General features: G+C 60.1%; 13 protein-coding genes. 5 read left to right on the top strand and 8 right to left on the bottom strand.

Annotation, left to right across the window (positions count from 1 at the left end; translation table 11 throughout):
• Positions 1–2: 2 nt before the first annotated feature.
• Positions 3–1,304 carry an ATP-binding protein gene (locus AC07V0_RS00980; RefSeq protein ID WP_018929114.1) on the top strand — a complete coding sequence of 434 codons (1,302 nt, stop codon included), beginning with the start codon at positions 3–5 and terminating at the stop codon, positions 1,302–1,304.
• 182 nt (positions 1,305–1,486) lie between these two features.
• On the opposite strand, the gene pncA is transcribed toward AC07V0_RS00980, so the two are convergent.
• Positions 1,487–2,116, bottom strand: a complete 630-nt coding sequence (gene pncA / locus AC07V0_RS00975; RefSeq protein WP_111453290.1) for a bifunctional nicotinamidase/pyrazinamidase — start codon at positions 2,114–2,116, stop codon at positions 1,487–1,489.
• 229 nt (positions 2,117–2,345) lie between these two features.
• On the opposite strand from pncA, the gene AC07V0_RS00970 reads away from it, so the two are divergent.
• Complete coding sequence (locus tag AC07V0_RS00970; protein WP_018929117.1) at positions 2,346–3,158, top strand: crotonase/enoyl-CoA hydratase family protein; 813 nt, start codon at positions 2,346–2,348, stop codon at positions 3,156–3,158.
• A gap of 6 nt (positions 3,159–3,164) precedes the next feature.
• A complete protein-coding gene (gene nudC / locus AC07V0_RS00965) occupies positions 3,165–3,995 on the top strand; it encodes an NAD(+) diphosphatase (RefSeq protein WP_018929118.1) in 831 nt (276 codons plus the stop codon).
• On the opposite strand, the gene AC07V0_RS00960 is transcribed toward nudC, so the two are convergent.
• From AC07V0_RS00960 to AC07V0_RS00950, 3 genes are all read right to left on the bottom strand, one after another.
• Positions 3,963–4,742, bottom strand: a complete 780-nt coding sequence (locus AC07V0_RS00960; RefSeq protein ID WP_019578834.1) for a TSUP family transporter — start codon at positions 4,740–4,742, stop codon at positions 3,963–3,965. The two genes, nudC and AC07V0_RS00960, sit on opposite strands and share 33 nt — an antisense overlap.
• Before the next feature lie 133 nt (positions 4,743–4,875).
• On the bottom strand, positions 4,876–5,352 hold the full coding sequence (locus AC07V0_RS00955; RefSeq protein WP_018929120.1) for a nuclear transport factor 2 family protein: 477 nt from the start codon (positions 5,350–5,352) through the stop codon (positions 4,876–4,878).
• A gap of 56 nt (positions 5,353–5,408) precedes the next feature.
• Positions 5,409–5,972 carry a TetR/AcrR family transcriptional regulator gene (locus AC07V0_RS00950; protein WP_495019289.1) on the bottom strand — a complete coding sequence of 188 codons (564 nt, stop codon included), beginning with the start codon at positions 5,970–5,972 and terminating at the stop codon, positions 5,409–5,411.
• A 228-nt stretch (positions 5,973–6,200) separates the two neighbouring features.
• Between AC07V0_RS00950 and pssA the strand changes: the two genes are divergently transcribed.
• Positions 6,201–7,544, top strand: coding sequence for a CDP-diacylglycerol--serine O-phosphatidyltransferase (gene pssA, locus AC07V0_RS00945; protein ID WP_495019288.1), 1,344 nt, complete (start codon positions 6,201–6,203; stop codon positions 7,542–7,544).
• An 89-nt stretch (positions 7,545–7,633) separates the two neighbouring features.
• On the opposite strand, the gene efeO (AC07V0_RS00940) is transcribed toward pssA, so the two are convergent.
• From efeO (AC07V0_RS00940) to efeU, 4 genes are read right to left on the bottom strand one after another with little or no spacing between them, the layout of a single operon-like run.
• Entirely contained in the window at positions 7,634–8,458 is an 825-nt protein-coding gene (gene efeO, locus AC07V0_RS00940; RefSeq protein ID WP_495019287.1) for an iron uptake system protein EfeO, read from the bottom strand.
• 26 nt (positions 8,459–8,484) lie between these two features.
• Positions 8,485–9,783, bottom strand: coding sequence for an iron uptake transporter deferrochelatase/peroxidase subunit (efeB, locus tag AC07V0_RS00935; RefSeq protein ID WP_495019286.1), 1,299 nt, complete (start codon positions 9,781–9,783; stop codon positions 8,485–8,487).
• An 18-nt stretch (positions 9,784–9,801) separates the two neighbouring features.
• Positions 9,802–11,001 carry an iron uptake system protein EfeO gene (efeO, locus tag AC07V0_RS00930; RefSeq protein WP_495019285.1) on the bottom strand — a complete coding sequence of 400 codons (1,200 nt, stop codon included), beginning with the start codon at positions 10,999–11,001 and terminating at the stop codon, positions 9,802–9,804.
• A gap of 8 nt (positions 11,002–11,009) precedes the next feature.
• Positions 11,010–11,855 carry an iron uptake transporter permease EfeU gene (gene efeU / locus AC07V0_RS00925; RefSeq protein WP_064617770.1) on the bottom strand — a complete coding sequence of 282 codons (846 nt, stop codon included), beginning with the start codon at positions 11,853–11,855 and terminating at the stop codon, positions 11,010–11,012.
• A gap of 182 nt (positions 11,856–12,037) precedes the next feature.
• Here efeU and AC07V0_RS00920 point away from each other — a divergent pair, with 182 nt between their 5' ends.
• Positions 12,038–13,054, top strand: a complete 1,017-nt coding sequence (locus AC07V0_RS00920) for an AraC family transcriptional regulator (protein WP_064617772.1) — start codon at positions 12,038–12,040, stop codon at positions 13,052–13,054.
• The last annotated feature ends 144 nt before the right edge of the window (positions 13,055–13,198 follow it).

Genomic DNA, 13,198 nt, shown 5'->3' with positions numbered 1-13,198 from the left:
CCATGTTCAGAATCCTGTTTCGTCTGTATCTGGTGACCATCGTTTCGTTCAGCGCGGCGATCTACCTGGTGCCGGACCTGGTGATCAAGGTCTTCCATGAGCGTTTTGTGACCTACAACCTCGATTACTCCCGAGGTTTGCAAACGCTGATCGTCAAACAGTTTCGTACGGTGCCTGTCGAGCAGTGGCCGGCGCTGGCGGCGGAGATGGACAAGGAGTTCCAGCCGCTGCACATCATTTTGACCCGCAACGACGATACCGAATTTACCCTGGATGAGCGCGAACGCTTGCAGCGCGGGGAGAACGTGGTACGCATCGGCGACTGGGGCTGGCGCACCCTGGCGGTGACACCGTTGAACGAGCAGATGGTGGTGGAGATGGTCGTACCACCGGACCCCACGGATGTCAGTTGGTTGTACTGGAGCATCAACGTGCTGATCGGTGCGACGATGCTGGCCTGCCTGTTGTTGTGGCTGCGCCCGCACTGGCGCGACCTGGAACGTCTCAAAAGCACCGCCGAACGCTTCGGCAAGGGCCACCTGAGCGAGCGCACGCAGATTTCCCCCAGCTCCAACATCGGCAGCCTGGCCAACGTGTTCGACACCATGGCCGGCGACATCGAAAACCTGCTCAACCAGCAGCGCGACTTGCTCAACGCCGTGTCCCACGAATTGCGCACGCCGTTGACGCGGCTGGATTTCGGCCTGGCCCTGGCGCTGTCCGACGACTTGCCCGCCACCAGCCGGGAACGCCTGCAAGGCCTGGTCGCGCACATTCGCGAACTGGATGAGCTGGTGCTGGAGCTGCTGTCCTACAGCCGATTGCAAAACCCGGCTCGGCTGCCGGATCAGGTCGAGGTGTCGCTGGATGAATTCATCGACAGTATTTTGGGCAGCGTCGATGAAGAGCTTGAGTCACCGGAAATCGTCATTGATGTGCTGCTGCACGGTCAGCTCGAACGCTTCTCGCTGGACCCGCGATTGACCGCCCGGGCGATCCAGAACCTGCTGCGCAACGCCATGCGCTATTGCGAGAAGCGGATTCAGATTGGTGTGCAGGTGTGCGCCAAAGGCTGTGAGATCTGGGTGGACGACGATGGCATTGGCATTCCCGATGAAGAGCGGGAGCGGATCTTTGAGCCGTTCTATCGGCTGGATCGCAGTCGGGATCGCGCCACAGGCGGGTTTGGCCTGGGGCTGGCAATCAGCCGCCGAGCACTGGAAGCGCAGGGCGGCACGCTGACCGCGCAGGCATCACCATTGGGCGGCGCACGGTTCCGTTTGTGGCTGCCCACCTCGGCCTGACGCATTCGTTGTAGCAGCTGCCGAGCCCGCGAGGCTGCGTTCGAGTGCGCAGCACTCGTAAAACCAGGCAACCGGTTCTTCCAGGAAAACCGCATTCGCAGGACTTGCGAGGACTGCGTCCTCGGACGCAGCCTCGCGGGCTCGGCAGCTGCTACGAGCCAGGTGAGGGAACGATCTGCAGTTCAGTCGAGCAGTTCGGCTGACTCAATCAACCCAACCCCCGCCACCTGCATCCGCTCAATCGCCGCCGCCAGCGACCCTTCCAGATCAATCGCGCGGCAAGCATCCATCACCACAAACGCATTGAACCCCGCAGCCCGCGCATCCAGTGCAGAAAACATCACGCAGAAATCCAGTGCCAGTCCGACCATGTAAACCGTGTCGATGCCGCGTTCTTTCAGGTACCCGGCCAAACCGGTGGTTGTGGTTCGATCCGCCTCCAGAAACGCCGAATAACTGTCGATGTCCGGGTTGCAGCCCTTGCGGATGATCAATTGGGCGTGGGGCAGGTCCAGCTCCGGGTGGAACTCGGCGCCGGGCGTGGCGCGAACACAATGCTCCGGCCACAGCGTCTGTTCACCGTAAGGCAACTGAATCACGTCGTAAGGCTTGTGCCCAGGGTGGCTGGAAGCGAACGAGGCGTGGCCGGGCGGGTGCCAATCCTGGGCAATGATGACCTGTTTGAACTGGTGACCCAGACGATTAATCAGGGGCACAATCAGGTCACCCTCCGGCACCGGCAATTGACCGCCGGGAATGAAGTCGTTTTGTACGTCGATGACCAGTAAGGCAGCGCGTGAAGAAATCGGCATGGGTAGGGTTCCTCCTTGGAAAGTCAGGCGCAAGCATAGTGACAACTGTGTTCACGCGCCAAGACGGTTTCTAACAATTTCGGTGGTACGGCCAATCGCGAGCAGGCCCGTTCAGACGCTGAAAATCCAGAAGCCAGTCCCGCATTTGGCCGAACCGCTGCCTTACTGCCGACACAGATGCCTTGTTATAGTTCGGGCTTCATTTTCTGTCCGGTAAAGGATCACTGCCATGTCTCAATACACCGCCTTCAGTGTCGAACTGGCCGATAACATCGCCCATGTGCAGATCAACCGTCCGGACAAGATCAACTCGATGAACGCCGCGTTCTGGAGCGAGATCATCGAGATTTTCCAGTGGATCGATGATACCGATGAAGTCCGGGTGGTGGTGCTCAGTGGCGCCGGCAAGCATTTTTCTTCCGGTATCGACCTGATGATGCTCGCCGGTGTGGCCAATGAGCTGGGCAAGGACGTCGGCCGCAATGCGCGCCTGCTGCGGCGCAAGATCCTGGCATTGCAAGCGTCGTTCAACGCCGTCGACAACTGCCGCAAACCGGTGCTGGCGGCGGTCCAGGGTTATTGCCTGGGCGGCGCCATCGACCTGATTTCCGCCTGCGACATGCGTTACGCGGCTGAAGATGCGCAATTTTCCATCAAGGAAATCGATATCGGCATGGCGGCCGATGTTGGCACTTTGCAACGCTTGCCGCGGATCATCGGTGACGGCATGCTGCGTGAACTGGCTTACACTGGTCGCACCTTTGGCGCCGAAGAAGCGCGTAACATTGGCCTGGTCAATCGCGTCTACAGCGACACCGCCAGCCTGCTTGAAGGCGTGATGGGGATTGCCCGCGAAATCGCCGGCAAGTCGCCGATTGCCATCACCGGTACCAAAGAGATGATCAGCTACATGCGCGACCATCGCATCGACGACGGCCTTGAATACGTCGCCACGTGGAACGCCGCCATGCTGCAGTCCACCGATCTGCGCGTGGCCATGGCCGCCCATATGAGCAAACAGAAACCCGAATTTCTGGATTGATTAACCATGACTTCACGCTGGACCACTGCAGTACTGGACACCGATCAACCCGGCGGCTGGGCCGTGGCGCGCAGCCCCGAAGGCTTTTTGTTCGATGACAATGGCGCCCTGTTTCCACGGGAATGGCTCAAGCGTCAGGACTTGTCGGTTCTTGCCGAGCACGGCATCGGTCACCTGGATGGCGAACCGGTGTACCTGCTGGAACTGCGCAGTCACAGCGACGTGCCGGGTTGTAACTGGAAAGGCCTGCGGGCGTTCATGCTCGAGGGCGATCACACCGTCTACAAGGTTCTGGGCTATGCCGCGCAAATCGGTACCTGGGCCCGTGAGCACCGTTTTTGCGGCAACTGCGGGCAGGCGATGATCCAGGTGCCGCGCGAGCGGGCAATGTACTGCGAGCCATGCGATTTACGCAGCTACCCACGTATTTCGCCGAGCATGATTGTGCTGGTGACCCGTGGCGACGAGGTTCTGCTGGCCCGTTCGCCGCGTTTTGTCACCGGGGTCTACAGCACGTTGGCGGGGTTTGCCGAGCCGGGTGAGTCGGCCGAAGATTGCCTGATTCGCGAGGTTCGCGAAGAGGTGCAAATCGAGGTCAAGAACATCCAGTACATGGGCAGTCAGTGCTGGCCGTTCCCGCATTCGATGATGCTCGGTTTTCATGCCGAGTACGCCGGTGGCGAGATTGTCTGTCAGGAAGACGAGATCGAAGACGCCCAGTGGTTCAACGTGCACGAGCTGCCGCCGTTGCCGGCGTCACGCTCGATTGCCCGCTACCTGATCGACGTCTACGTGGCGCGGCGCTTAGGCCACGCTGAACCAGTGCTGCCAGGCTAGGCGCACGGTCAGGCCGAGCACCACCGTAATGAACACCGGACGAATGAATTTCGCACCGCCGCTGATGGCGGTGCGCGCGCCGAAGAAGGCGCCGACCATCACCGACAGGCCCATGCTCAGGCCGATAATCCAGTCCACTTGCCCGGAAAAGATGAACACCGACAGCGCCGCAATGTTGCTGACGAAGTTCATGCTGCGCGCCACGCCGCTGGCCTTGACCAGGTCGATGGGGTAGAGCAGCAGGCTGCTGACGGTCCAGAACGCCCCCGTTCCCGGGCCGGCCACGCCGTCATAGAAACCGAGGCTGAAGCCTTGACTCGATTGCCACTTTTTCTTGATCGGTGCATCGCTGTCCAGCGGCGCTTTCGGTGTGCCGCCGAACAACAGGTACAGGCCGCAGGCGAACACAATTACCGGCAGCATCTTGTTCAGCCATTCCGCCGGCAAATAATGAGCGACGATGGCGCCGCTGAGCGCACCAACCAACGTGCCGACGATGGCGTGCATCCACTGCCGTGGATGGAACAGCTTGCGGCGGTAGAAGGTGAAGCTGGCGGTGGCCGAGCCAAAGGTCGAACTGAGTTTGTTGGTGCCCAGTACCAGATGCGGCGGCAGGCCGGCGGTCAGCAGTGCCGGGGTGGTCAACAGACCGCCACCGCCAGCGATGGCGTCAATGAAACCGGCAATGAAAGCGACGAGAGCCAGAACGGCCAGGGTAGTGAGGTCAACGCTGAGTTCGAAAGGCATGGAATGGGGCTTATTCGGCAGGGCGCAGAAGAGGGCTGCGGGGAAAGGCCGGTATCTTACCCATAAAGTTATCCGGGTACAGCCGATCGTTCCCAAGCGGGAGCGCGGGAACGATCGGTCAGGGGGATTGTGTCTACAGGCCTAGATCGGAGAGACCTGGATGATCATCCGGCCGGCGACCCAGTGGCCAGTGGAATTTGCGCTCGCTTTCCTTGATCGGCAGGTCGTTGATGCAGGCGTAGCGGTTGAACATCAGGCCGTTCTCGTCGAACTCCCAGTTTTCGTTGCCGTAGGAACGGAACCAGTTACCCGAATCGTCGTGCCATTCGTAGGCGTAACGCACGGCGATGCGGTTGTCACCGTGGGCCCAGAGTTCCTTGATCAGCCGGTAGTCCAGTTCCTTGGCCCATTTGCGGGTCAGGAAAGCTTTGGCTTCTTCGCGGTTGTGGGCGAACTCGGCGCGGTTACGCCACTGGGTGTCCAGGGTGTAGGCAAGAGACACCCGTTCCGGGTCACGGGAGTTCCAGCCATCTTCGGCCAGGCGAACTTTTTCGATGGCCGATTCACGGGTAAACGGCGGCAATGGCGGACGAACTTCGGCAGTAGACATATTAAGTCTCCCTATCAAATTAACGTTCAAGCAAGTTGTCGGGCTTATTTAAAGTGTTACAGGTCCAATAACTTTCGCGCCATGCATTGCGCATTATCGGCGGCACTGTGATCACCCATCACAAGCGCTACGGTAATGGCACCGTCGATCAGGATCAGCAGCTGTCTGGCCAGCGTCTCCGGGTCTGTTGCGCCATATTCGGTACAGAGCTCGCGCACGTAGTCGAGCAGTTTCTGTTTGTGGTCTTTGGCGACCAGGCGAACCGGGTCTTGCGGGTCGCCGGTTTCGCCGCTGGTATTGATGAATGCACAGCCGCGGAAGCCTTCGGAGACGAACCAGGCCTTGAGCACGGTAAACAGGTTGAGCAGCCGCTCGGCCGGGGTTTGGGCCTTGCCGACTTCGCTCCGGTACCAGTGCATCCAGCGCTCATCGCGGCGTTGCAGGGCCGCGACGACAAGCTCCTCCTTGTTGGCGAAGTAACGGTAAATACTTTTTCTGGAGACGCCGGCGGTTTTCACCAGAAGATCCATGCCGGTGGCAGCGATGCCACTTTTGTAGATCAACTTTTCGGTGACATCCAGAATGATGTCGCGTGTGTCGTTGCTAATGATTTCGTTCATGTGGCTAACAGTAGAATGATCGTTCTTCATGGTCAAGTAGTTATTTGTAGCGCCTATGAAATTGCCTTCGCGGGCAAGCCTCGCTCCTACAGGATTTGTGTTCCAAACGACGAAAAACCGTAGGAGCGAGGCTTGCCCGCGAAGAGGTCTTTACAGACAGTAACAAGACCCAAACCCATCCATGGTGTAAGCTCTCAGGCTCTTCGGATTCGACCCTTTGCGAGCCCTATGCCGTTGCTTTTCAAACGTTCTCTGCTGCCTAAATTGCGCAGTTTTCCGCTGACCGCCGATGCCGTCACCATCCTCTCTGGCGCTGCCGAGTTCCGTCGTTGCCTGCTGGAAAAAATCGCTCAGGCGACCCGGCGTATCTATATCGTTGCGCTGTACCTGCAACAGGATGAGGCCGGCCGGGAAATCCTCGATGCGCTGCACGCGGCCAAACTGGCACATCCGGAACTGGACGTGGTGGTGGTCGTGGACTGGCTGCGCGCCCAGCGCGGCTTGATCGGTGCCGGCAAGCAACCGGGCAACTCAGCCTGGTATCAGGAAACCACCCGTACCCACGAAAGCGAAGTGCCGGTGTACGGCGTGCCGGTGCAGACCCGCGAACTGTTCGGCGTACTGCATTTGAAAGGCTTCGTGATCGACGATTGCGTGATCTACAGCGGCGCGAGCCTGAACAACGTTTACCTGCACAAATTCGACAAGTACCGCTTCGACCGTTATCACCTGCTGCAGAATCAGGCGCTCGCCGATTCGATGCATCACTTGATCCAGCACGGCTTGATCACCTCCAAAGCGGTGCATCGCCTAGACCTGCCGAACCTGCCGACCACCCGCAGTCTGCGCCATGACATCGGCGACCTGCGCAGCCGTCTCAAGCACGCGGCGTACGACACCACGGCGGGCAGCACGGCAAAGGGCGGTTTATCGGTCAGTCCGTTGCTCGGTGTGGGCAAGAACAACCCGTTGAGTCGAGTCATCTGCGAGCTGATCGCCAGTGCGCAGCATCAGCTGACCATCTGCACGCCGTACTTCAACCTGCCGCTGGCGGTGACCCGGGAAATCAATCGGGCCCTGGCTCGCGGCGTGAAGATCGACATCATCGTCGGCGACAAGACCGCCAACGACTTCTACATCCCGCCCAGCGAGCCGTTCAAGGTGATCGCGGCGCTGCCATACCTCTACGAAATCAGCCTGCGACGTTTCGCCAAGCGCCATCAGCGCAACATCGACAGCGGCAAGCTGAACCTGCATCTGTGGAAGGATGGTGACAACACCTATCATCTCAAGGGCATGTGGATCGATCAGCGCTACACCTTGCTGACCGGCAACAACCTCAATCCACGGGCGTTCCGTCTCGACCTGGAAAATGCGTTGCTGATTGATGATCCGAAAGGCGAGTTGCTGGAGCCGCGTGGCAAGGAACTGGCAGAGATTTTCCAGCACACCCGCCGTATTGAGCGTTACCTGGATCTGCAAACGCTGCCGGATTACCCGGCGGGAGTGGCCAAGTTTCTCAAGCGTGTGAGTCGGGTGCGGATCGAGCGGTTGTTGTATCGGATTTTGTAGGGCTCAAAAGCAAAGATTGCAGCCTTCGGCAGCTCCGCGCCTGTGGGCGCCGCCGAAGGCTGCGATCTTTTCACAGACAACGCCGATATTCAGTTCAACCCCAACTTCCCCCGCAACATCGACAAGTCCTCAGCCAAGGTATTCACCGGCCCGACCAGCGCTTTGCGGTCGCTGTCCTTCACCTTGTCATACGTTTCAAAACCACCCCCTGTAGTTTTGTACTTGGCTAACGTCTTGTTCACCGTAGCGAAGTTCTTGTCGACTTTGGCCATGAATGCCGCGTCTTGCTTCTCGATCTGCGGACGGAACAGGTCGACGATTTTCTTCGCGCCGTCGATGTTGCCCTGGAAATCATAGAGGTCGGTGTGGCTGTAGCGATCTTCCTCGCCGGATATCTTGGTGGCGGCCACTTCTTCAAGCAGCGCAGCGGCGCCGCCGACGACTTTTTCCGGTGGGAAGGTCAGGCCGGCGACGCGGGTTCGCAGGTCTTTCACGTCTTTGTTCAAGTCGTCAGCCAGCTTGTCCAGACCCTGGGTGCTGCTCTCTGAAAACAATGAATATTCGATGCGATGGAAACCGGTGAAGTCTTCGGCCTTCACGCCTTTTTCGTGGTCGTCGACCCGGGAGTCGATGGACGCATCGAGGTCACTGAACAACTCGGCAATTGGTTCGATCGACTCGTAATAGACGCGGGTCGGTGCGTAGAGCTTTTTCGCGGTGGCCAGGTCGCCTTTTTTCACTGCATCGGTGAATTGCTGAGTGTGGCTGGCGAGTTCATCCAGTTGTTCGGTGACGTAGATCTTGTAGTCAGAGATCGGCCCCACCAACTCCAGTGGCGCCGTCGCCGCGAAAGCCGAAAACGGGGTGTTGAGCAAACCAAGGGTCAGCAGTAACGCGAGGGGCGACTTTTTCATGGGACGGTTCCGTGGAGTGGTAAGGGTCAGACTGAGGCTTTGGGTTGTGTGGCGTTGAGCAGCGAGCGGCCGATGAAGTCCTTGTCGCCGGTCACACCCGGCAGGGTGAAGAAGTACCCGCCGCCAACCGGTTTCAGGTATTCCTCTAACGGCTCGCCATTGAGTCGGGTCTGCACGGTGATGAAGCCTTTTTGCAAATCCGCCTGGTAACAGATGAACAGCAAACCCATGTCCAGCTGACCGTTCTTGTTCACGCCGTTGGAGTAGTTGAACGGTCGGCGCAGGATCAGGTTGGCCTGGGTTGCGGCGGTGCGCGGGTTGGCCAGGCGGATGTGGGCGTCGAGTTTGGTCAGCTTGCCTTTCGGGTCTTTGGCGTAATCCGGGACTTGGGTTTCATGCGCACCATCCATCGGTGCACCGGTGCTCTTGACCCGGCCGATAATGCTTTGCTGTTCTTGCAGCGGAGTGCGGTCCCAGCGCTCGACGAAGTTGCGGATGATCCGCACCGCCTGGTAGCTGCCGTTGACCGCCCAGGCCGGTTCGTCGCTGCCGGGCTGGACCCAGACGATGCTGTCCATGGCCTTGGCGTCGTTGGAGTCGGGGTTGGCCGATCCGTCGCGAAAACCCAGAAAGTTGCGTGCGCTTTGCGCCGGCACACCGGGTTTCGTCGGGGCTTGCGGAGGCACGCTGCCTTCCTGTTTCCAGCGCACCAGCAACAGGTCCGGCAGGTTTTTCACGATGTCGCGCAGGGCGTGGATGTTGGTGTCGGCGGTGTTGGAGCAGAACTGCAGGCTAAGGTCGCCGTGGCAGCAGTCGGCCTCCAGTGCGTCGTTGGGGAAACCGACCATGCGGATCAGCCGTTTGGGCTTGGCGCCGGCCAGACCGAAGCGCTCGTCGAACAGCGACTCGCCCACCGATACGGTGATGGTCAGGTTGTCCGGTGTGACCACCGGGCCAAGAATCCCCGAGTCCAGCGGCGGCAGTTTGGGGTCTACCTGCGCCACCGGACCGCCCTGCATCAGGAACGCGATACGCTCGTTGAGCGTGCGAAACAGCCGCTCCAGATCTGCGCGGTCGCTGGCCAATACGTCGAACGACACCAGCATGCCGGATGTTGGGCGCGGGGTGACGATGCCGGTCTGGTGCGGGCCGTGGAAGGCGTGGCGGTCCTCGGTCTTGTCGCTGCTCGGTGCTTCGGTGACTTGCGCCGGGGTCGCGGCCATGACCGGGCAACTCAGGGCCGAACCGGCTATCGCCACACCGGCGGCTCCCATACCCATCAATACACGACGGCGTTGTGCTGAAAACTGTTCTGAGTCGTTCATCTGTCTGAGGTCTTCTGCTTACAGGCCGGAAAGGCCAAGGGCGGGATCGATTCCATCGAGTGCATCGGCCAGAACCTTGGCCTTGTCGGCGATACGTTTGCGCTGTTCGGCGCTGACAGTGTCGTAGCTGGCGTAGCCATCCTTGACCTTGAAACCGTTGAGTTCGGCGTCGAAGGCCGTGACCGCGCTGTCGATTTTCGCCAGTAGTTCAGCGGCAGGTTTGCTCAGCAATGGCCGCAACAGGCCGACGACTTTGCGGGTCGCGTCGAGGTTGGCGGCGAAACCGTTCAGGTCGGAGTGGCTGTAGCGTTCTTCTTCGCCGCTGCTGGCGCGTACCTCGGCGAGGCTGTTGAGGTTGCGCACCAGCATGCTCACCAGTTGTTCCGGTGGCAGCGACTGGGCCAGCAGTTGCTGTTTGAGATTGGCGACATCGATGCTCAGGCGTTGTGCAACAGGCGTCAGACCGTCGAGGTTGCGTTGTTGGAACAGCGCGTATTCGAGGCGGTGGAAGCCGACGAAGCCCGGATCCTGCTCGCGCTTATCGAAGTAATCGGCGCGGGCGTTGATCGCGTTGTCCAGCTCCGCGAGGCGCTGGGCTGCTGGAGCCAACCGTTGATAGGCCGCACGAGCCGGCACATACAAGGCTTGTGCCTGGCTCAGGTCGCCGGCCTCGATCGCTTGCTCAAGCGCGGCGACGGCTTTGATCAATGCGGTGCTCTGGCTGCTCAGGTACACGCGAAATTCCGACAGCGGGCCAATGAACGCCACCATCGACGGACGCGCCTTGGTCGCCGCATCGGACGCGGCGGTCGGGGTGACATGCAAGGTGCCGCGCGGGTTGCTCAGCAAGCCGCAGGTGATGGTGTAGTCGCCGGGCAACAGGTTGGCGTTGATCACCTGGCTCAGGTCAGGGGCGATGTTCTCCCGCTCTTCGACCACCAGCACGCCGTCAAGAATTTCCCATTCGACGGCACGGTCCGAGCGGTTGACGATACGGAAACTGGTGCGACCGGCCGGAACCGTCAGCGCATTCGGTTCGCAGCTGTGCGGGTGAAGGGTGACCAGCACTTGGTCTTGGTTGCTCTGGCGCTTGGCGGCGGCCATTTTCGAGGCGTAGTAGAACAGGCCGCCGGCGGCGATCATCACGATCACCGAGCCGGCTACCGCCCAGCGCAAGGCGCGCGGAGGTGAAGCCACTGGAGGAACTGGCGTTGACATGAAGGCCCTTACTGGCTGGAAACGGAGGAGGGTGTTTGCGCAGACGTGGCTACGGGAGCTGGGAGAAAAAACATCACCAGCGCCACCAACAGATAAGTCAGATATGCCCCGAGGGTGCTGACCGTCGGTGCGTCCTGGTAACCGAACATCCCGGCCAGCACCGAGCCCAGCGGGCCGTCCATCGGCAGCGTGGCACTGAAATCGAAGAGCACGGTTTGCAGGTGATTCCACACGCCGGCTTCATGCAGGGCTTGCACCGAGTTGGAGAGAATCCCGGCGGCTACCACCAGAATGAACAGACCGGTCCAGCGCAAGAACGCCGAGAGATTCAGGCGCAGGCTGCCGGTGTAGATCAGGAAGCCGACGATGATCGCCAGGGCCAGGCCGAGCAGGGCGCCGAGCGGTGCGGCCGGGCCTTCGCTTTGCTGGAACACGGCGAGCAGGAAGAACACCGTTTCCAGGCCTTCCCGGGCGACGGCGAAAAACACCATGGCGATCAGCGCGGTCACTTGATGCCTGGAGCCGGTCAGCGCCTGATCGAGGGAAACGTGCAGCGAATGCTTGATCGAACGCGCCATCTTGCGCATCCAGAACACCATGGAGCTGAGAATGCCGACGGCCAGCAAACCGACCACACCTTCAAACAGCTCTTGCTGCTTTTGCGGGAATTCAGCACTGATCAGTTCCAGGCCACCGCCGACCAGCAGGGCCAGCGCGGCGGCGAGGAATACACCGACCCACACTGCCGGCATCCATTGGCCGCGACCGGTCTGCTTGAGGTAACTGGCGATAATGCCAACGATCAACGCGGCTTCGATGCCTTCGCGCAGCATGATCAGAAAAGGAACGAGCATTCAGCACCGGGGAGTAATTAGATAGGGTGCTAATTTGTAACATGATGAAACTCATTCTCATATGGTAGTTATTGCTAATTGCTTGAACCTAAGCTGAACAACCCTGAAGATCCCACCATCCCTTAGGAGCGAGCGGTGCGCTAATATGCCCACCACTCCAATAACAAGGCTCACCCCGGTCAATGTCGGAAAAAGACACCATCGCCATTCAACTGGTGCGTGAAGCACTGTTGCAAAGTTGCGCCCCTGGCGCTGCCACCGCAGAGGTGTTGAACAAGGTCGGCATCGATCCAGCGCTGTTGGACAGCACCGACGCGCGTGTCCCGGCCGCCGCCTATGCGCGTCTGTGGCGTTTGCTGGCCCGGCGCGGAGACGATGAATTTTTCGGCATGGACCCACGCAAGCTCAAGTCCGGCAGCCTGGAGTTTCTCTGTCGCTGCTCCATGGTTCAGCCGAGCCTGGCCGTCGGGCTGACCTCGGGCCTGAGCTTTCTGTCGTTGATGCTCGAACGCCTGCCCGCACAACTGGTTCGCCAGCAAAGCCTGGCGGAAATCGTCCTGCTGGAGGAGGACGAAGAACCACGCCGCGCCTTCACCTATTTCACTTACTGGATGATCGTGCACGGCGTTGCTTGCTGGCTGGCGGGGCGGCGGATTCCGATCCTGGCCATCGAGTTGCGTTGCCCGGAGCCGGATTTTTGCGATGACTATCGGGTGATGTTTTCCGAGAACCTGCGATTCGACCGGCCGCGTACGCGGATGATTTTCTCCGCCGACTGCCTGGATTTGCCGATCAAGCGCAGCGCTGAAGAGCTCAAGCGCTTTCTGGCCCATGCACCGGCGAACATTCTGGTCAAGTACCGCGACCCCGAGAGCCTGGCCAGCCGGATCAAGCACGATCTGCGGCAATTGCCCGCCGAGCGCTGGCCGGAAACCGAAGCGCTGGCGCAGCAACTGTGCATGTCGGCCTCAACGTTGCGCCGCCGCCTGGCCGAAGAAGGGCAGACGTATCAGGGGCTCAAGGACAGCGTGCGCAAGGAACTGGCCATCGTCTGGCTGGCCGAGCCGGCCATCAGCTTCGCTGAAATCGCCACCCGTTTGGGGTTTGCCGATGCCAGCTCGTTCTACAAGGCGTTTCGCAAATGGTCGGGGTCCAATCCTGGGCATTATCGGAGTTTGATTCTGAACGAGGCGGACTGATCCGGATCCTGGGGGGCTGACGCCATCGCGGGCACGCCCTTGAACCTTGGCCAAACCAGTCACGCAACTTGATAGCTTTGACCATTGTCCCGCTCCCCGCGCAGAGCGAGTATTTCCCTGTTGATTACGGTTCCCCCAACCTAA

The sequence above is a fragment of the Pseudomonas sp. GW821-FHT01E10 genome, from assembly GCF_059422365.1.
The sequence above is the reverse complement of the archived record's forward strand: the minus strand, read 5'-3'. Positions and strand labels throughout refer to the sequence as shown.

What these genes read in the sequence shown, in the direction of transcription:
- efeU (WP_064617770.1), bottom strand. Translation starts at nt 11,855, where the DNA reads ATGCTCGTTCCTTTTCTGATCATGCTGCGCGAAGGCATCGAAGCCGCG.
- AC07V0_RS00960 (WP_019578834.1), bottom strand. Translation starts at nt 4,742, where the DNA reads ATGCCTTTCGAACTCAGCGTTGACCTCACTACCCTGGCCGTTCTGGCT.
- AC07V0_RS00955 (WP_018929120.1), bottom strand. Translation starts at nt 5,352, where the DNA reads ATGTCTACTGCCGAAGTTCGTCCGCCATTGCCGCCGTTTACCCGTGAA.
- efeO (WP_495019287.1), bottom strand. Translation starts at nt 8,458, where the DNA reads ATGAAAAAGTCGCCCCTCGCGTTACTGCTGACCCTTGGTTTGCTCAAC.
- AC07V0_RS00980 (WP_018929114.1), top strand. Translation starts at nt 3, where the DNA reads ATGTTCAGAATCCTGTTTCGTCTGTATCTGGTGACCATCGTTTCGTTC.
- pssA (WP_495019288.1), top strand. Translation starts at nt 6,201, where the DNA reads ATGCCGTTGCTTTTCAAACGTTCTCTGCTGCCTAAATTGCGCAGTTTT.
- efeO (WP_495019285.1), bottom strand. Translation starts at nt 11,001, where the DNA reads ATGTCAACGCCAGTTCCTCCAGTGGCTTCACCTCCGCGCGCCTTGCGC.
- nudC (WP_018929118.1), top strand. Translation starts at nt 3,165, where the DNA reads ATGACTTCACGCTGGACCACTGCAGTACTGGACACCGATCAACCCGGC.
- efeB (WP_495019286.1), bottom strand. Translation starts at nt 9,783, where the DNA reads ATGAACGACTCAGAACAGTTTTCAGCACAACGCCGTCGTGTATTGATG.
- AC07V0_RS00970 (WP_018929117.1), top strand. Translation starts at nt 2,346, where the DNA reads ATGTCTCAATACACCGCCTTCAGTGTCGAACTGGCCGATAACATCGCC.
- pncA (WP_111453290.1), bottom strand. Translation starts at nt 2,116, where the DNA reads ATGCCGATTTCTTCACGCGCTGCCTTACTGGTCATCGACGTACAAAAC.
- AC07V0_RS00950 (WP_495019289.1), bottom strand. Translation starts at nt 5,972, where the DNA reads ATGAACGAAATCATTAGCAACGACACACGCGACATCATTCTGGATGTC.
- AC07V0_RS00920 (WP_064617772.1), top strand. Translation starts at nt 12,038, where the DNA reads ATGTCGGAAAAAGACACCATCGCCATTCAACTGGTGCGTGAAGCACTG.